The sequence below is a fragment of the Roseinatronobacter alkalisoli genome, assembly GCF_028745735.1.
Classification (GTDB): Bacteria; Pseudomonadota; Alphaproteobacteria; order Rhodobacterales; family Rhodobacteraceae; genus Roseinatronobacter; species Roseinatronobacter alkalisoli.
On sequence record NZ_JAQZSM010000002.1, the window covers coordinates 250,057 to 267,077 of the forward strand.

Genomic DNA, 17,021 nt, shown 5'->3' on the forward strand with positions numbered 1-17,021 from the left:
CCTTCCTTCGTGCATGCACAATGAAAGCCGCCCCCCTCCGGGGCGGCTTTTGCCGTTGTACTGTGGCGAAAATACAAGTGTGCGACAGTGTGCCGAAGCGGCGCTTTCTTTCGCATGATTGCACCATATGCTTGATGAAATTCTGCTTTGCCAAGGTCCGCCTATGCCCCCGTTGGAAGATCACCCGCACCGCTATGCGCTTGTCAATGAACTGCATGCACGCCCGGCAACCAAGGTCGCGGGGCCGGGGGTTGCGGCCTTTCTGGCGATCAAACCTGCAAATGGCGCCGATAAGCGCGACCGCAACAAGGACCGCGACCATCTTCTGGCGCTGGTGAACCGCTATGGGGCGGCCCACCCTGCGCCGGATGCCACGCATCATTCCGCGGATATCGGTCGCTATCATCTGAAATGGGAAAGCCATACCGAATTCGTGACCTACACTGCCGTGGAACAGGGCCAGCCCAAGCGCCCCTTTGACCCCGGCAGTTTTGATGTGTTTGCCGATGACTGGCTGGCGCAGGCACCGGGCGAACGCCTGACATCCATCCTGTTCCAGATCGAAGAACTGCCCGAGGACCGCGCCGATATAATCACGAAACTGCGGGACTGGTTTGTGCCCGAAAGTCTGGCTGCGGCCAGTGTGCTGGACGGGTCCGCAGTCATTGCCAGTGATTTCCGCATTGACCGTGCCGGGCATGTCCGCATGGCGGTATTCATCAAGCCGGGCACTGGCGGGCGGCGCGTGGGGCGCATTCTGCAGCGCCTGTGCGAGATTGAAACCTACAAGACCATATCAATGCTGGGCCTGCTATGTGCCCGCGACCTGTCGCCGCAAATGGGTCTGCTGGATGAGCAGCTGACCCAGCTTTCGCGTGCGATGAACACCCCCGGAACGCGGACCGAAGAAACGCTGGAAGCCCTGCTGCGCATTTCCGGCGAACTGGAAAACATGATGGTCGAAAGTGCATTTCGGTTTGCGGCCACAGAAGCATATGAAGCGCTGGTGCATCAGCGTATTGACGTGCTGCGTGAAGAACGTTTCGAGGGGCGCCAGTCCCTGCGGGAATTCATGACCCGCCGCTATGATCCCGCCATGCGCACTGTCAAATCCACAGAGGCGCGGCTGACACGGCTGGCCGAACGGGCGATGCGCGCAGGGCAGTTGTTGCGTTCGCGCGTGGATGTGGAACGTTCGGCGCAGAACCAGCGCCTGCTGGAAAGCATGGACCGCCGCGCCGATCTGCAATTGCGGCTGCAACACACGGTTGAAGGGTTGTCGGTAGTGGCCATCAGCTATTACGCGGTCAATCTGGTGGCCTATCTGGTGCTGCCGGTGACGGAACCCCTTGGTCTGTCGAAACCCGTGACAATGGCGGCTTTGGTGCCGGTGGTGGTGCTGGGGGTCTGGGCGATGGTACGCGGTATCCGGCGCAGGTTCGAATAATGCAGCGGCGTGCGTCCCGATAGGTGTTTTTGGATATTTGTACCAGAATGAAAATGGGGAAAGGCGCTGACCTGCGCGGGAAGTGTGGCGTTCAGGCCGCGCGGTCCGCAGTGAATTGCAGCCGTGCCAGCCGCGCATAAAGCCCGTCCTGTGCCACCAGCTCATCATGTGTGCCGATGGCTGCGATGCGCCCTTCGTCAAAGACGATGATACGGTCAGCCTGTTTGACCGTGGCCAGCCGGTGCGCGATGACGATTGTGGTGCGGTCGCGCGACAGGTGATCCACGGCGCGCTGCACTGCGGCCTCGGATTCGGCGTCCAGCGCGCTGGTGGCTTCGTCCAGCAGCAGGATGGGGGCGTCGCGCAGGATGGCGCGGGCGATGGCCACGCGCTGTTTCTGGCCGCCTGACAGCATGACACCGCGTTCGCCGAGTTCGGTCATATACCCCTGTGGCAGACGGTTCAGGAAGTCATCGGCATTGGCGGCCCTGGCGGCGGCGATCACTTCGCTGTCTGACGCACCGGGACGTCCGAAGCGGATATTGTCCATCGCCGATGTGGCAAAGATGACGGGATCTTGTGGCACCAGCGCCAGCGCCTGCCGGAAATCACTGCGCGCCATGTCCCGCAAATCCTGACCGTCGATGCGGATCTGGCCGCTGATCGGGTCGTAAAACCGCAACAGAAGTTGCAGGATTGTGGTTTTCCCGGCGCCTGATGGGCCGACAAGGGCCACGGTTTCGCCTGCCGCAATGGTCAGCGACACGTTTTCCAGCGCCTGCTGGCCCGGGCGGGTGGGGTAGTGGAAGATCACGTTTTCAAAGCGTACCTCGCCACGGGTCGGGCGGGGCAGGGGCGCGGGGTCTGCGGGGTCCTGTACGCTGTCGGTCGCGGTCAGCAGTTCGACCAGCCGTTCGGTCGCACCGGCTGCGCGCTGCAATTCGGACCAGATTTCCGACAAGGCCCCGACGGACCCCGCGACAATAACCGCATAAATCACGAATTGCGCCAGCTCGCCCGGCGTCATGACGCCCGCAGACACATCGCGCGCGCCCACCCAGAGCGTGCCCAGAATGCCCGCGAAGACCAGGAATATGACGATGACGGTCAGCACGGCGCGGGTCAGGATGCGCCTGCGCGCCACATCGAAACTTATTTCGGTGACCCGGTCGAATGCTGCGCGGCTCGCCGCTTCATGGGAGTTGGCCTGCACGGTTTGCACAGATAACAGCGCTTCGGAGGCATTGCCCGAACTGGCCGCGATCCAGTCCTGATTTTCGCGGCTCAGCCGCCGCAGCTTGCGCCCCATCACCACAATCGGCACAATGATGACAGGCACCATCAGCAGCACAAACCCCGTCAGCTTGGCCGATGTCAGCCCCAGCAGTACCAGCCCGCCCAGCAGCATCAGCGCATTGCGCAGCGCAATCGACACAGATGATCCGATCACGGACTGAATAAGCGTGGTGTCGGTGGTCAGGCGCGACAGAACTTCGCCGGTCATGATGCGTTCGTAAAACGCCGGGCTGCGGTCGATGACACGGGCAAACAGCGCCTTGCGGATATCGGCGACGATGCGTTCCCCCAGCCGTGTGACCAGATAATACCGCAGCCCCGTTCCCATGGCCAGCAGCACCGCCAGCCCCAGTGCCGCGCCGAAATACTGGTTCAGCAATTCCATTTCGCGCGCTTCGAACCCGTCCACCACGCGCCGCACCGCCAGCGGCAGCATCAGCATGATGGTTGCTGTCGCCACCAGCGCCAGCATTGCTGCCGCAAGTAAGCCACGATAGGGGCGCATGAACGGCCACAATCCCTGCAACGCCCCAAGATTTCTGGACTTGGCGCGCGTGTCGCTGGATTGTGCGGTGTCGCTCATGGTGTTCCGGCCCTTTTTGGTTGGGCATGGGTGTAGGTCAGAACAGGGGGGCGGGGCAAGCCCGCAAGCTGCCTGTCCGCGCTTTCGCACGGCAATAACACCGGGCACCCGCCGGTTCCGGCCAGCGCCCTGAAACAGATACCTGCCGGATTTTGCGCGTTCAGGCGGTTTTTTCCATGCGCAGGAAGGTGAAGACCCCCAACCGTGTCAGGGATTTTTCTTCAACGAGTTGCAGGGCCTGTTCGCCAAGCACCCGGTCCTTGGGGAAATTGGAATGCCAGCCCAGATGGTCGGCAAAAGGGGCAAATTTGCGTTCCAGCCATGCCAGCCACCCTTCTTCGCGGGCGAAATGGTTGACCAGCAGGATCTGCCCGCCGGGTTTGCAGACACGCGCCATTTCAGCCATCACCTGTTCGGGGTCCGGTACGACAGAGATCAGATGCATCGCAACGATGGTGTCGAAACTGGCATCGGGAAAGTCGAGGTTGCGCGCGTCCATCTGTCGCAGTTCCCGGATATGGGTCAGGTTTTCTTCGGCGACTTTTGCGCGGGCGCGGGTCAGCATGGCTTCGGAAAAATCAATGCCTGTCACATCCAGTGACGGATCGTAATAGGGCAGGGCAAGCCCGGTTCCGACGCCCACTTCCAACACTTTGCCGCCGGTGCTGTTGGCAACCCTTGTGGCATGTCTGCGGCCCGTATTGGTGATGCGCCCGAATGTCATGTCGTAAATCGGCGCCCACCGGCGATAGCTGGCAGTAATGGCTTCAGGTTTCAACAATGCCTCCCACGCGTTTACATCTGTTTAACAGCTTTGCGGGAGTGGGGGCGCGTGGTCAACCGTTGGTCGGCATTTGCAGGGTTAAACTTCGTGTTATGCTATGATGCAAGGCAGGCCGGAGCCGCGTATCACATCGAAAAGCTGATACCGCAGCCGCAACTGGATGATGCGTTGGGGTTGTCGATGACAAATCGCGCGCCAATCAGTTCTTCGGAAAAATCGACCACGGCGTTTTCCAGAAACGGCAGCGATACCGGGTCAATCAGCACTTTATGCCCGTTCTTTTCAAGCACCAGATCATCCTCGGCCGGGTCATCAAAGCGGATGTCATACTGAAACCCGGAACAGCCGCCGCCATCGACGGCAACACGCAGGGCCTTGACCTCGCCTGTGTCTTCGGCGATTTCGGCCAGACGGGCAAAGGCGCGGTCGCTTACGCGGGGGGGCAGTGTCAGGGACATGGGTTTCCTTTGGTCAGTGTCATATTTCCGATGACTTTACTTTGATATAGACATTGACAGCAAGCCCGGCAAGGTGATGGGAGTAACAGATGCTGAAAGCATATGCGACACAACCGGACCAGTCGCGAGGGCGGCGCTTCACAGAGGCGATGAGTACCTTCCGCTCTCCCTTTCAGCGCGACCGGGACCGGATTATCCATTCCAGCGCGTTCCGGCGGCTGAAACACAAGACGCAGGTGTTTATTGAACACGAAGGCGATTATTATCGCACCCGCCTGACGCATTCCATCGAGGTGGCGCAGGTCGCGCGTACCCTTGCCGGTGCGCTGGGGCTGAACACCGAACTGGCCGAAGCGATTGCGCTGGCCCATGATCTCGGCCACCCGCCGTTTGGCCATACCGGCGAAGACGCCTTATGCGAGTTGATGGCCCCCTATGGCGGGTTTGACCACAATGCGCAGGCGCTGCGCATTGTGACACGGCTGGAACGCCATTATGCGGATTTTGACGGGCTGAACCTGACATGGGAAACACTGGAAGGGATTGCCAAACATAACGGCCCCGTGGCGGATGCGCAGGGGCAGCCCCTGAAGGGTGACAAGCTGCCATATGCGCTGGTGGAATGTAATGCGCAGTTTGATCTGGAACTGCATGGCTATGCCAGCGCGGAAGCGCAGGTGGCCGCGATTGCCGATGATATCGCCTATAACCACCATGATCTGCATGACGGGTTGCGGTCCGGGCTGTTTACGGAAAGCGACCTGATGGACCTGCCCATCACCGGCCCCGCATTCGCAGAGGTGGACAGGCTTTATCCCGGGCTGGAGCCGATGCGCCGCAGGCATGAAGCCCTGCGCCGCGTGTTCGGTATCATGGTGGAAGATGTGCTGCTGGTGGCAGGCACAAGGCTTGGCCCGGCAGATCTGAAATCAGCGCAGGATATCCGTGATCTGAACCTGACGATCATCCGCTTTTCCGACCGTCTGTTCCGGGAACTGAAGGTGATCCGGCAGTTCCTGTTCACACGGATGTATCGCGCACCTTCGGTTGTTGCCATGCGCGCACAGGTCACGGATATTGTGCGCGATCTGTTTCCGTTATTCATGAACGCGCCGCAGCACCTGCCTGCTGAGTGGCGCCGCGATGTGGAGGCGGCGCAGTCCGAAACCGGGCTTGCGCGGATTGTGGCGGATTATGTTTCGGGTATGACCGACCGTTTTGCCATTCAGGAACATGCGCGGCTGGTACGCGGTGAGGATGTCAGCCCGATGCGGTATCTGTAGCGAAGGGGACGCCATTCGGCCCCCGTCGAGGGGGCACTCATGGCGGGGCAGACCTGCCGGTTGCCCGGTTCCGCCGCTGTTGCCGGGGATGCGTCATGCCTCCTCTGGTGCACAACCGGCGGTTTTGCGGCACTGCGCCAAACTGGTGGCTTGACAGATGGCCCTGCAATGTCGGACTCTTTCCCACAGAGGGCCGCGGGTGATACGGCATCTCTGCTTCAGCCTAGAGGAGGGCCTGCGCATGCTGGTAAGTCAGATTCTGAGAAACAAGGAAAATCAGACGGTTCTGACCGTGGTTCCGGGGACGACCATATCCGAAGCTGTGCGTGTTCTGAGCGAAAACCGCATTGGTGCACTGGTCATTTCCCCCGACGGCAAGAAAGTGTCGGGTATCCTGTCTGAACGCGATATTGTGCGCGAGCTGGGCCGGCGCGGCCCGGTTTGCATGTCCGACAAGGTGGATGACGTGATGACGCGCAATGTCTATGGCTGCAACCCCGATGACAGTGCTGATCTGGTATTGCAGACCATGACGCAGAAGCGGTTCCGCCATATTCCGGTGATGGACGGGGATCAGATGCTTGGTCTGATTTCCATTGGTGACGTGGTTGCGGCGCGCATGTCGGAGCTGGAACTGGAAAAAGACGCCCTGACAGGCATGATCATGGGCTACTAGGGTGGATTTCGCATCCTCAAGGGTTGCATATCCCCGCGCAATATTGTTGCGTGCCCATGAAGATGTGAAGGGGGCGCGCAATGCGGATCGGTCTTTATCCTGGAACTTTTGACCCTTTGACCAAGGGGCATATCGATATCATCACCCGCGCAACACAGCTTGTGGACCGGCTGGTGATTGGTGTCGCAATCAACCGCGACAAGGGCCCGTTATTCACACTGGAAGAACGTGTCGCCATGATCGAGGCCGAGGTTCAGACGCTGAGTGCGCGCACCGGGGTGGAGATTGTGGCCCACCCGTTCGAGAACCTGCTGATTGATTGCGCACGTGATGTGGGCGCGCAGATCATCATTCGTGGCCTGCGTGCTGTGACGGATTTCGAGTATGAATTCCAGATGGTCGGTATGAACCGCGCGATGGATGCCAGCATTGAAACCGTGTTCCTGATGGCGGAGGCCCGCCATCAGGCGATTGCGTCCAAACTGGTCAAGGAAATCGCGCGGCTGGGTGGCGATGTGTCGAATTTCGTGTCCCCTGCCATTGCCGGGGCCCTGGGGGTGAAATATCCGCGTTGATGGCGTCCGACGGGGAATTATTGCCCGTAAACAGCCTTTGCAGCAATCTTGCGGGCATCGGGTTTGTAGATGTCCAGATCAATGGCAACATCCAGCGGCATGGCGCGGATTTCGCTGACTGTGCGGGCATAGGCCGCGCGTTGGCGCAGGCGGGACTGGATGCGGGTGAGAAGTGTGGTCATGATATGCTCCTTTCAGGGTCATGGTTACGTCTTGACCTGAAGATGGGGCATGCTGCGGCGCAGAACAACCCGCCCCCGCTGCAAGCCCGGCTTGCGCTTGGTGCATATGTGGGGGGGGCGGGAAGAGCCCATTGCCGTCATTGCCTATGGCCTTCACAAAGGCATTTGAAAAGTGCTCTGGTGCCAAAAGAACGAGCCAATCAAAGGGATCGCCATGACCACGGACGCCAGTGAAGCAGAAGACCGAAAGCCGCGGCCGGGGGTGCTCGCTGGAAACCTTGGTGAACCCATTCGGCTCCAAGATGTGCAACTCGTGGGAGTATCGGCAACTGCATCACAGCCTGGTGGGCAAGTAAGCGTCTACACCAAAATGGCACTCACCTCTGACGATGCGATGTTCTACAAGATTATCGGCGGTATGTCCCGGGCTATCCAAGGCTTCGCGCAGGCGTCCGGCGTAGGCGTATCAATTGAGCGAGCATCCACCGTTCTTCTCGTTATAAAGCCGGACGCATCAGCGGAGCTGTGGGTGGACAAGGCCGCTATGGTCGTTCACCAGCGCCTCAAGCGTCCCGGCGCGATGCCGGGTGGGACTGTCTTATTCGAGAGTGATGTCGCCGACGTTCTTGCTGTCGAATTCCCACTCGTGGAAATTGCGCCCCAAGACCGAATACTGCTGATACTGCGCGAGGGTTGGCGGTTCGCGTTATACTTCGACTTGGACCGAAGCAATGGCGACATGGATTTGTTGGCGGCACAGCGGACAATGGGCGCGCTTCTTCGCCATATGAAATATGCCGACCTATACGCAGCGGTCGCAAATACCCCCCTCTTCGAAAAGATTGTGTCCGCCGGCTGGTTTCCATTTTTGGAACTCATGTCCGGCGAGTTTCAGATGCTGACTGGTATGCTGGATGCCCAGCTATCCTTAGAACAGGCAGAAGCTACGCTGCTCTCAAAATTTGATGATGCCCGAATTGAACGTATGTTTGAGCGGTGGATGCAAAGGGCTCACTTCCGAGAGAAGGAAGCAATTATGCGCTCTGCCGTCAATGCGTTTAAGGCGAAAGATCCGGTTTCAGTCATCAAAAACGCGCTTACAGAGATCGAAGGAATTATGGCGGAGGCCTATTATCGTGGGACAGGCAAGCACACGAGAAAAATTCCCGATATGCTTAAGTTCGTGGTTGAGTCATCAAGCAATCGAGAAGGTGAAAAAGACACTCTTCTCTTTCCGTCCGCATTTGCTCGATATTTGAGAGACTATACCTATGCGAGCTTTGATCGCGGAGAGCCCATCGAAACCCTGTCTCGACATGCCGTGGGCCATGGTCTGGCGCGGAGCGAGCAATATACGATGACGCGCGCACTCCAGTCGCTCCTGACAATCGATCAGCTTGCGTTTTACGGATAGTTCCCCATGAAAGCGATCATTGCTGTTCGGAGTGGCTTCCTCCGTCCAATTCAGGATCGAGACTGGGGCGACCAGGCACAATGACTACAACGATGGGTAGGATGCATCTGCCCATGAATGCAGCATAGTCACGAATGGCCGCTTCGTCCCGCTTTCCTGCCATTCGTCAATACCCGCCCCCCAACCCCACGCAAAAAGCCGCACCCGAAGGTGCGGCTTCCGGCTGTCTCTCGGGCGTGTGCTCAGCCTGCGCGTGCCATGGCGGCGGCGGTGTCGAGCATGCGGTTTGAAAAGCCCCATTCGTTGTCATACCAGCTCAGCACCCGCACCATACGCCCTTCCAGAACCTTGGTCTGGTCCAGATGGAAAATGGATGACCGCGGGTCATGGTTGAAATCCATGCTGACATTGGGCTGGTCGGTCACGCCCAGGATACCCTTCAGCGGGCCATCGGACGCGGCGGCCACCATGGCGGCGTTGATTTCTTCGACCGTGACATCGCGCGCGGCCTCGAATGTCAGGTCCACAACCGAGACATTGGGCGTGGGCACGCGGATGGCCACACCATCAAGCTTGCCGTTCAGTTCCGGCAGCACCAGACCAACGGCGCGCGCGGCCCCTGTCGATGTGGGGATCATGCTCATCGCAGCGGCGCGGGCGCGGTACATGTCCTTGTGCATCGTGTCCAGCGTGGGCTGATCGCCCGTATAGCTGTGGATGGTGGTCATGAAGCCACGCGAAATGCCGACAGTATCATTCAGAACCTTGACCACAGGGCTAAGGCAGTTGGTGGTGCAGGACCCGTTGGACACAATGCGGTCCGCAGCGGTCAGCTGGTCATGGTTGACGCCAAACACAATCGTCTTGTCCGCGCCACCTGACGGGGCGGAGACCAGAACCTTGCCCGCGCGGCCCAGATGCACCTTGGCCTTGTCGGCATCGGTGAAAATCCCGGTGCATTCCAGCACGATGTCGATATCATCCCACGGCAGGTTCGCCGGGTCGCGTTCGGCGGTTACCTTGATCGGACCGCGCCCGACATCGATGCAATCGCCGTCCACCGTCACTGTCGTCGGGAACCGGCCATGCACGGAATCGAAGCGCAGCAGATGCGCGCTGTTTTCAACCGGGCCAAGGTCGTTGATGGCAACGATTTCCAGATCATCGCGGTTCTGCTCGACCAGGGCGCGCAGCACCAGCCGCCCGATACGGCCAAACCCGTTAATGGCAAGACGTGTGGTCATCAGCCTTATTCCCCATGTTTGAAGCGTGGTTTGAAATTCTGTGATTGCGCTAACATGAACCGGACCCGAAAATCAAGCGGCATGCTGGAAAACATGCGCCTGTGGCCAGGATCGGGGCCGTTTCTGCAGATGGTTACAACCCTGGGCGCAGGATCATAACAAGCATAACCGCAGGGGCTGGTCAATTCCGGGGCTATAGCGGGCGTTGGAAATTACCAAAGGCACAGCTGGCCCACAGCCTGTCGATTACGGGCCTGCACGCCGATAATGTGACAGCCCGCGTCACCCCATGAAAAAGGCCCGCCTTATGGGGCGGGCCTTTGTGCGTCCGGACATGGCGTGTCGTCAGTGGATCAGCCGGCCCATCGCGGCGGCGACATCGGCCATGCGGCATGAAAAACCCCATTCATTGTCATACCATGCCAGCACCCGCACCATGCGCCCCCCCACAACCTTGGTCTGGTCAGGCGCAAAGACCGAGGAATGCGGCGTATGGTTGAAATCGATGGATACTTTCGGTTCGGGATCATAGGCCAGCACAGCCCCCATGGGGCCATTCGCGGCCTCGCGCATGATGGCATTCACTTCCGCGACAGTGACATCACGCCCGGCATAGAATGTCAGGTCGACCGCGCTGACATTGGGGGTGGGCACGCGCAGGGCGGTGCCGTCCAGTTTGCCCGCCAGTTCCGGCAGTACCTCGCCCAGGGCCTTGGCCGCGCCGGTTGACGTGGGGATCATGGCCATTGCTGCGGCACGCGCGCGGTACAGATCCGTGTGGCGGCGGTCCAGCGTGGGCTGGTCGCCCGTATAGCTGTGCACAGTTGTCATGATACCGGATTCAATGCCGATTGCATCATTCAGCACCTTGGCCAGCGGCGCCAGACAATTGGTCGTGCAGGACCCGTTGGACACAACAAGCTGGTCCGCGCGCAGGCTGCGATGGTTGACGCCGTAAACAATGGTTGCATCAGCATTTTTGGCCGGGGCCGATACCAGCACGCGCGATGCACCCCGCCCCAGATGGACAGCCGCCTTGTCGCGGTCATTGAATTTGCCAGTGCATTCCAGCACGACGTCAACGCCGTCCCAGTCCAGTTCGTCTGGGTTATAGGTGGACATCACCTTGATTGGTCCGCGCCCCAGATCCAGCATATCCCCGTCAACGCGAATGGTGCCGGGAAAGCGCCCATGGACGGAATCGTATTTCAGCAGATGTGCGTTGGTTTCAATCGGGCCGGTGGCGTTGATTCTGACCACTTCCACGTCATTGCGGGCACTTTCCGCGATATGTGCAAGGGTGCAGCGCCCGATGCGCCCGAATCCGTTGATCCCGATGGTGATTGTCATGTCCCATTCTCCGCGCTGTGCCGTCATGGGGGGTATAGCCAGCGCATCACGGCGGAAAAAGGGTCAAAAGCTGTTCAGAACGAGCACGTTAGCGCAATCTTGCCCTGATAGGGCTAACGCCGCTGCGCAAATAGGCGTTATGTGCCGGTGCCCGCCCCTTGCGCCGCGCCCCCTGCCGTTGCAAGAAGTAGGGCGGGTATGCCCGCGCGCAGCACGACCCGCCCATGCAGGAGCACAGCGATTTGGCCCTTCTTGATAACATCCTAAGCCTCATCGATATGCGGTCCTTCTCCTCTGTCTGGTTCTGGATTGTTGTGGCGCTGTTCTGGTCGACTGTGACTCATAATGTGCTTGGCGTGTCCTATGACATGATCGTGCAGGCCCGCAAGAAAGGCGGGCAGACGCTGGAAGATGTGCAGGTGCTGGTCGAAATCCATGTCCGTCGCATGCTGAGCATGGTGCGCAATGTCGGGCACTGGATGCTGGGATTTGTGACGGCAACCATGTCGCTGATCTTTGTTCTGGCGTTCGGCTACGGGCTGGAACTGGCGCAGGCATTGTTTCTGCTGCTGCTGCCGCTGACCATCATACGGCTGATGGCGCTGCGGCTTGCCTTTCGTGTAGAACGCGAAAGGCTGGCCGCTGACCGCTTGCTGCGCGCGTTGCTGCGCCACCGGCTCTGGGTGCAGTTGCTGGGGGTTGTCATCATATTCCTGACGGCAATCTGGGGCATGTTGCGGGTCATGAGCGCATCGGTCCTGTCCGTCTGAAGGCGGGTGTGATCAGCGTGAAGCGCCTTGAGTGCGGCGGGCTGGCTTGAAACAACCTTCGGGGAATTCCCAGACAGCGCGGCACAAAGGCCGCAGGCCGGTGACATGACCCATGGTCCGGAATTTTCCGGCCCTTGTTGTGCCGCCGGTCATCGGCATGTTTCAGGGGCATGTCGCGCAACACCATGCGAACCGGCTCTGCGCGACAGATGCCAACCGCCTATCCGACAAGCGGCAGCTGGCCCTTATGCGCGCGATCAAACCCTTCTTTGACCGCGTGTTCTGCTGCCATGCTCAGGTGTTTGCGGTCCGGGAATTCCGCGACACGCAGGGCAGGGTGGAACACCAGATCGACATGTCCGCGTTGCGACTGCGCCAGTATATACAGCAGATGGCCCCCGAAATCCATGTCGCCCCACCAGCCATACAGGTGCCTTTCCTGCCCCGCAGCGGGATGGTAGGCAATTGTAACCGGCTGAATATAAAGAAAATCCTGTAATTCCGGGGCAAAGAACGCTTCGAATAATGTTGACTTGAAAGGCAGCACGCGCAGGCCATCCGAACTGGTGCCCTCCGGGAAGAACAGCAACCGGTGGCCCGCACGCAGCCGCGCTTCGAACAGCAATTTCTGGCGCGCAGCATCACGCCGGTCCCGCCGGATGAAGACTGTTCCAGTCGCCCGCGCAAGCCAGCCAATGCCAGCCCAGCGCGCGACCTCTGCCTTGGCGACGAAGTAAACCCTGTCTGCGGCATTCAGGACAAAGATATCCAGCCATGACGCATGATTGGCCACGACAGCGCCGCGCGCGGTCATGGGCTGTCCGTGATGCTTCAGGCGCAGGCCCAGAATCAACAAGGCCATGCGGCAGACATTTTGTGTCAGATAAGGCGTAAACGGACGGCGCAAGCCAAATACCGGACGCTCCAGCAGCCGCAGGATCAGCAAAACCCCCAGCCCGCCGAACAGCAGCGGTACCAGCAGACACAGACGCAGGGTAATTCTGGGCCAGTCGCGCCAGCGCAGCCTTGTGGCAGGCGGCGGAAGGTCGGCCCCCCATGTCATGGCGCAGAATGCCCTTTGGTGGTCAGCCCATAGGCCGCGCGCGTCATCGCATGGGTGTCAAGGATCAGGCAGATATCGGTTGTGCGGAAATCATGATCAATGAATGCCCCGTCGCCAATGACACCGCCGATGCGCAGATAGGCCTTTATCAATGACGGAACCTGCGCCAGGGCTACCTTGCGGTCCAGCCTGTCGGGGGGGACCAGATCCATGCTCTGGTATGTTCTGGCGCGTACGCGCAGGGCGGGCGGCGCCAGATATTGCTGGTGCAGCAGGCTTAGCGGCTGCGCCAGTGCCTGCGGGTCCGTGCCGTGGAAACTGGCCGCCCCGAACAGGATATCGTGGTCATGCCGCCTGACATATTCTGCAAGCGCCTGCCACATCAGCAGCATTCCGGGGCCACCGCGATAGGCCGTGTCCACGCAGGACCGCCCCAGTTCCAGCAATCTGCGCCCCGACTCCCGCAGTGGGCGCAGATCAAATTCGCGGTCACAATAGAAGCGCCCGGTCTGCGCCAGCCGGTCGTCCGGCAACAGCCTGTATGCCCCGACAACATGCTGGCAGTCGTCGGGGTTCAGGCGGGTGTCCACCAGCAGAAGATGGTCAAAATACGGGTCCAGTTCGTCGCATTCCAGCCTGTTTGCGTGGTCGACCAACAGGCCCTCGCCGCCCAGTTCTTCAATGAACACACGATAGCGCAGGTGCTGCGCAGCCCTTATATCCGCGTCATCGCGGGCAAGCCGCACTGCGAGTCGTGATTGATCGACGTTCATCCAGCCCTCTTTGCGCGGTGCTGCCCTGCCAGTCACAGAACGGTTCCGGCTTTACGCATCGAATGACAGGGTTGCAAGTTTGGATTGGCCTGAACGCCCCGCAAAGCCTATAAGGCTATGCAACATGTTGGGGGGGACGTCACAGATTATACACAATTTCCAGCGTCACATGGTTGCCGTTAATGACTTTTTTACCTTCTTCTGGAAAATTGACAGTAACAAGGTTCGCGATGCGCGACTGGACCTGCCCGATGCCCCATTCCGGGTGCTGCGGGTGACGTACAAACATACCTGGTTCTAGGATAGAATGACTCATTTGCATCATGATTATATTGACCGCCCGCCATTGGAAAGCCCTGATGACATGCCGGATTTGGCGGCGCTGCTGACATCGCGTATCTGTCATGACCTGATCAGCCCGCTGGGTGCCATCGGCAACGGGGTTGAACTGATGGCGATGGCCAGCCCTGCGGATGGACCGGAACTGACCTTGATTGCTGAAAGCGTGACCATCGCGCATGCGCGTATCCGCTTGTTTCGCAGCGCTTTCGGCCCGGCCGCGCCCGGTCAGATGATTGCGCGGGATGACATCCAGTCCCTGCTTGCCGATTACGGGCGCATTACCCGTCACTGGACCGAATTCGAAGTTGCAGATGATTTGCCGCGCGCGGATGTGAAACTACTGTTACTTATGCTGATGTGTCTGGAAACCGCCTTGCCATGGGGCGGCGCGGTCCATGTCACCCCGACCCCGACCGGATACACCCTTCTGGCGGAGGCGGACCGTATCCAGTTTGATGCCATGCAATGGTCGATTCTGACAGGGGCCGCGTTTTCAGGCAACCAGCGTCCTGCAACCGTGCATTTCCTGCTTGGCGCAGTGGAATTGCGGCGCCAGGCGCGCGAACTTCACATTCACACATCCGCACAGACAGTCACATTACGACTGACATCCTGAAAGCGGTGACACGCCGGTTGCACTTGCTGCATAGGGTTTGCTGCCCGGCATCGCAATCCGCAGTCACGTCAGACCTGTGGCCATGCGCGGCTGCTGAATGCTGCGCCCTGATCTGCATGTGAAGAACCGCGGCCCGCAATTGCGGACTGCGCCTGCAGTGATGCGCGCGCCCGGTCCCGTCAACGGCTTTCCCGGCCCCCGGATTGCGAGTATCCGCTATCATTTACCCTGTCATGGTGCCGGACCCGCCGGTCGGGGCCTGCCCGGTTGCGGCTATGGCGGGATTCGGAATGCCGGATAATGTTGTCTCGGAATTCTTGGGCGCCAGCGCGAAGAACTGCTGTTTTTTTGTGCGCGGATGCATCAACCAGTTGTTTGCCACGATTTGTTGAGAAAAAAATTGACTGACGGGATGCAGTTTCACATACAATTATATTGTCAACAATTTTGTCGTCAATTGCCTTGCAAAGGGTCGGTTGATAGCTCAGGCCAACAGGAGAAGACATCATGGCGCTTTCCAGATACACATTTGCCGCAGCTTTCGGTGCGGCGTCTGTCCTCAGCGTGCCGGTTGCGGCACTCGCTCAGGACAAGATTTTGCGCATCGGCATGACAGCCGCTGATATTCCGCGCACATTGGGCCAGCCGGATCAAGGGTTCGAAGGCAACCGTTTTACCGGGATGACCATTTATGACAGCCTGACAGCCTGGGATTTGTCGAAAGAAGACGAGGCATCGGTCGTGATAGCATCGCTCGCGACAGATTGGGGGGTCGATCCCGAAGATACCACCAAATGGATATTCACCCTGCGTGATGATGTCACATTCCATGACGGCACCCCCTTCAACGCCGAAGCGGTGGTCTGGAATGTGCAGAAAGTGCTGGACGAAGACGCGCCCCATTTCGATGCCAGCCAGGTGGGCGTAACCGCGTCGCGCATGCCGACATTGCGTTCGGCGCGGGTGATCGACGAATTCACGGTGGAACTGACGACATCGGAACCCGACAGCTTTCTGCCCATCAACCTGACCAACCTGTTCATGGCCTCGCCCAGTCACTGGCAGGCGAAATTCGATGAAACCGGCGATGCGGAATCCGCATGGGCGGCCTTTGCGGCAGATCCCTCCGGTTCGGGCCCGTTCCGTGTAACGGGGTTTGTCCCGCGTGAGCGGCTGGAACTGGCCCCCAACACTGATTACTGGAACCCGGACCGCACGCCGAAACTGGACGGTGTGGTTCTGGTACCACTGCCTGAAGCGAATGCCCGCACAGCGGCACTGTTGTCGGGGCAGGTGGACTGGATCGAAGCACCCGCACCCGATGCCATTCCCCAGATTGAATCGCGCGGCTTCAACATCTATGCCAACCCGCAACCCCATGTCTGGCCGTGGCAATTGTCCTTTGCCGAAGGCTCGCCCTGGCTGGATATCCGCGTGCGCCACGCTGCCAATCTGTGCTTTGACCGCGAAGAACTGCAAATCCTGCTGGGTGGCTATATGGGTCTGCCGAAGGGCACGGTTGACCCGACCCACCCCTGGTGGGGCAATCCGGATTTCGACATCCGCTATGATCTGGACGAAGCGCAGCGCCTGATGTCCGAGGCGGGCTTTTCAGCGGAAAACCCGCTGGCTGTGAAGGTGCAGACATCGGCTTCAGGGTCGGGCCAGATGCAGCCCATCCCGATGAACGAATACCTGCAACAGGCATTGCGCGATTGCTATTTCGATGTCGAACTGGATGTGATCGAATGGAACACGCTGTTCACCAACTGGCGGCGCGGGGCAACAGATGAAAGCGCGAATGGCGCGCATGCCATCAACGTGACCTTTGCCACCATGGACCCGTTCTTTGCGATGGTGCGCTTCAGTTCCACCGGTACATTCCCGCCCGTGTCCAATAACTGGGGCTATTTCGGCAATGACGAATTCGATGCGCTGATTGCCGATGCGCGCACCACGTTCGAGGATGACGCCCGCGATGCGGCGCTGGGCCGGCTGCACAAACGTCTGGTGGAAGAAGCGCCCTTCGTCTGGGTGGCGCATGACGCCGGCCCGCGCGCCATGTCCACGCGCGTGACCGGGGTTGTCCAACCCAAAAGCTGGTTCATCGACATCGCACCGATGGACATGGACTAAACACCACGCAGGCCCCGGTATTGTTCCGG

The 17,021-nt window shown here is 59.6% G+C and carries 17 protein-coding genes; 8 read left to right on the plus strand and 9 right to left on the minus strand.

The features are described 5' to 3' along the window. The first annotated feature begins 163 nt into the window (after positions 1–163). Complete coding sequence (locus tag PUT78_RS03575; protein ID WP_274350735.1) at positions 164–1,447, plus strand: DUF3422 family protein; 1,284 nt, start codon at positions 164–166, stop codon at positions 1,445–1,447. 91 nt (positions 1,448–1,538) lie between these two features. On the opposite strand, the gene PUT78_RS03580 is transcribed toward PUT78_RS03575, so the two are convergent. The 3 genes from PUT78_RS03580 to PUT78_RS03590 form a co-directional block, all read right to left on the minus strand. Then, positions 1,539–3,326 (minus strand): ABC transporter transmembrane domain-containing protein, encoded by a 1,788-nt coding sequence (locus PUT78_RS03580; protein ID WP_274350736.1) that lies wholly within the window; start codon positions 3,324–3,326, stop codon positions 1,539–1,541. A 160-nt stretch (positions 3,327–3,486) separates the two neighbouring features. Then, on the minus strand, positions 3,487–4,104 hold the full coding sequence (locus PUT78_RS03585; RefSeq protein ID WP_274350737.1) for a class I SAM-dependent methyltransferase: 618 nt from the start codon (positions 4,102–4,104) through the stop codon (positions 3,487–3,489). Positions 4,105–4,235: 131 nt separating this feature from the next. Next, positions 4,236–4,568 carry a HesB/IscA family protein gene (locus PUT78_RS03590; protein ID WP_274350738.1) on the minus strand — a complete coding sequence of 111 codons (333 nt, stop codon included), beginning with the start codon at positions 4,566–4,568 and terminating at the stop codon, positions 4,236–4,238. An 89-nt stretch (positions 4,569–4,657) separates the two neighbouring features. On the opposite strand from PUT78_RS03590, the gene PUT78_RS03595 reads away from it, so the two are divergent. From PUT78_RS03595 to coaD, 3 genes are all read left to right on the plus strand, one after another. Beyond that, complete coding sequence (locus tag PUT78_RS03595; RefSeq protein WP_274350739.1) at positions 4,658–5,851, plus strand: deoxyguanosinetriphosphate triphosphohydrolase; 1,194 nt, start codon at positions 4,658–4,660, stop codon at positions 5,849–5,851. A gap of 241 nt (positions 5,852–6,092) precedes the next feature. Next, positions 6,093–6,527 (plus strand): CBS domain-containing protein, encoded by a 435-nt coding sequence (locus tag PUT78_RS03600; RefSeq protein WP_274350740.1) that lies wholly within the window; start codon positions 6,093–6,095, stop codon positions 6,525–6,527. A gap of 80 nt (positions 6,528–6,607) precedes the next feature. Then, positions 6,608–7,102: a pantetheine-phosphate adenylyltransferase gene (coaD, locus tag PUT78_RS03605; RefSeq protein WP_274350741.1), complete on the plus strand. Its 495-nt coding sequence runs from the start codon at positions 6,608–6,610 to the stop codon at positions 7,100–7,102. Between the two features lie 17 nt (positions 7,103–7,119). On the opposite strand, the gene PUT78_RS03610 is transcribed toward coaD, so the two are convergent. Next, positions 7,120–7,284, minus strand: a complete 165-nt coding sequence (locus PUT78_RS03610; protein WP_274350742.1) for a hypothetical protein — start codon at positions 7,282–7,284, stop codon at positions 7,120–7,122. A 214-nt stretch (positions 7,285–7,498) separates the two neighbouring features. Here PUT78_RS03610 and PUT78_RS03615 point away from each other — a divergent pair, with 214 nt between their 5' ends. Then, positions 7,499–8,698 carry a hypothetical protein gene (locus PUT78_RS03615; RefSeq protein ID WP_274350744.1) on the plus strand — a complete coding sequence of 400 codons (1,200 nt, stop codon included), beginning with the start codon at positions 7,499–7,501 and terminating at the stop codon, positions 8,696–8,698. Between the two features lie 242 nt (positions 8,699–8,940). On the opposite strand, the gene gap (PUT78_RS03620) is transcribed toward PUT78_RS03615, so the two are convergent. Both gap (PUT78_RS03620) and gap (PUT78_RS03625) read right to left on the minus strand, forming a co-directional pair. Next, positions 8,941–9,942: a type I glyceraldehyde-3-phosphate dehydrogenase gene (gap, locus tag PUT78_RS03620; RefSeq protein WP_274350745.1), complete on the minus strand. Its 1,002-nt coding sequence runs from the start codon at positions 9,940–9,942 to the stop codon at positions 8,941–8,943. A 345-nt stretch (positions 9,943–10,287) separates the two neighbouring features. Then, a complete protein-coding gene (gap, locus tag PUT78_RS03625) occupies positions 10,288–11,292 on the minus strand; it encodes a type I glyceraldehyde-3-phosphate dehydrogenase (RefSeq protein WP_274350746.1) in 1,005 nt (334 codons plus the stop codon). 242 nt (positions 11,293–11,534) lie between these two features. On the opposite strand from gap (PUT78_RS03625), the gene PUT78_RS03630 reads away from it, so the two are divergent. Then, the gene (locus PUT78_RS03630; protein ID WP_274350747.1) at positions 11,535–12,062 is read left to right on the plus strand and encodes a component of SufBCD complex; all 528 of its coding nucleotides are present in this window, start codon (positions 11,535–11,537) and stop codon (positions 12,060–12,062) included. 220 nt (positions 12,063–12,282) lie between these two features. Here PUT78_RS03630 and olsA read toward each other — a convergent pair whose 3' ends face one another. From olsA to PUT78_RS03645, 3 genes are all read right to left on the minus strand, one after another. Next, on the minus strand, positions 12,283–13,125 hold the full coding sequence (gene olsA, locus PUT78_RS03635; RefSeq protein WP_274350748.1) for a lyso-ornithine lipid O-acyltransferase: 843 nt from the start codon (positions 13,123–13,125) through the stop codon (positions 12,283–12,285). After that, the gene (gene olsB, locus PUT78_RS03640; RefSeq protein ID WP_274350750.1) at positions 13,122–13,898 is read right to left on the minus strand and encodes an L-ornithine N(alpha)-acyltransferase; all 777 of its coding nucleotides are present in this window, start codon (positions 13,896–13,898) and stop codon (positions 13,122–13,124) included. Before olsB ends, olsA begins: the two co-directional genes overlap by 4 nt. A gap of 139 nt (positions 13,899–14,037) precedes the next feature. Further along, a complete protein-coding gene (locus PUT78_RS03645) occupies positions 14,038–14,187 on the minus strand; it encodes a DUF3553 domain-containing protein (protein WP_420793448.1) in 150 nt (49 codons plus the stop codon). 18 nt (positions 14,188–14,205) lie between these two features. On the opposite strand from PUT78_RS03645, the gene PUT78_RS03650 reads away from it, so the two are divergent. Both PUT78_RS03650 and PUT78_RS03655 read left to right on the plus strand, forming a co-directional pair. Next, on the plus strand, positions 14,206–14,856 hold the full coding sequence (locus PUT78_RS03650) for a histidine phosphotransferase family protein (RefSeq protein ID WP_274350752.1): 651 nt from the start codon (positions 14,206–14,208) through the stop codon (positions 14,854–14,856). A 507-nt stretch (positions 14,857–15,363) separates the two neighbouring features. Further along, positions 15,364–16,992, plus strand: coding sequence for an ABC transporter substrate-binding protein (locus PUT78_RS03655; RefSeq protein ID WP_274350754.1), 1,629 nt, complete (start codon positions 15,364–15,366; stop codon positions 16,990–16,992). The last annotated feature ends 29 nt before the right edge of the window (positions 16,993–17,021 follow it).

Bases quoted from the DNA above. Each gene is read 5' to 3' on its own strand.
- PUT78_RS03575 (WP_274350735.1), top strand. From the start codon at position 164: ATGCCCCCGTTGGAAGATCACCCGCACCGCTATGCGCTTGTCAATGAA.
- PUT78_RS03580 (WP_274350736.1), bottom strand. From the start codon at position 3,326: ATGAGCGACACCGCACAATCCAGCGACACGCGCGCCAAGTCCAGAAAT.
- PUT78_RS03590 (WP_274350738.1), bottom strand. From the start codon at position 4,568: ATGTCCCTGACACTGCCCCCCCGCGTAAGCGACCGCGCCTTTGCCCGT.
- PUT78_RS03595 (WP_274350739.1), top strand. From the start codon at position 4,658: ATGCTGAAAGCATATGCGACACAACCGGACCAGTCGCGAGGGCGGCGC.
- PUT78_RS03600 (WP_274350740.1), top strand. From the start codon at position 6,093: ATGCTGGTAAGTCAGATTCTGAGAAACAAGGAAAATCAGACGGTTCTG.
- coaD (WP_274350741.1), top strand. From the start codon at position 6,608: ATGCGGATCGGTCTTTATCCTGGAACTTTTGACCCTTTGACCAAGGGG.
- PUT78_RS03610 (WP_274350742.1), bottom strand. From the start codon at position 7,284: ATGACCACACTTCTCACCCGCATCCAGTCCCGCCTGCGCCAACGCGCG.
- PUT78_RS03615 (WP_274350744.1), top strand. From the start codon at position 7,499: ATGACCACGGACGCCAGTGAAGCAGAAGACCGAAAGCCGCGGCCGGGG.
- gap (WP_274350745.1), bottom strand. From the start codon at position 9,942: ATGACCACACGTCTTGCCATTAACGGGTTTGGCCGTATCGGGCGGCTG.
- gap (WP_274350746.1), bottom strand. From the start codon at position 11,292: ATGACAATCACCATCGGGATCAACGGATTCGGGCGCATCGGGCGCTGC.
- olsA (WP_274350748.1), bottom strand. From the start codon at position 13,125: ATGACATGGGGGGCCGACCTTCCGCCGCCTGCCACAAGGCTGCGCTGG.
- olsB (WP_274350750.1), bottom strand. From the start codon at position 13,898: ATGAACGTCGATCAATCACGACTCGCAGTGCGGCTTGCCCGCGATGAC.
- PUT78_RS03645 (WP_420793448.1), bottom strand. From the start codon at position 14,187: ATGTTTGTACGTCACCCGCAGCACCCGGAATGGGGCATCGGGCAGGTC.
- PUT78_RS03650 (WP_274350752.1), top strand. From the start codon at position 14,206: ATGACTCATTTGCATCATGATTATATTGACCGCCCGCCATTGGAAAGC.
- PUT78_RS03655 (WP_274350754.1), top strand. From the start codon at position 15,364: ATGGCGCTTTCCAGATACACATTTGCCGCAGCTTTCGGTGCGGCGTCT.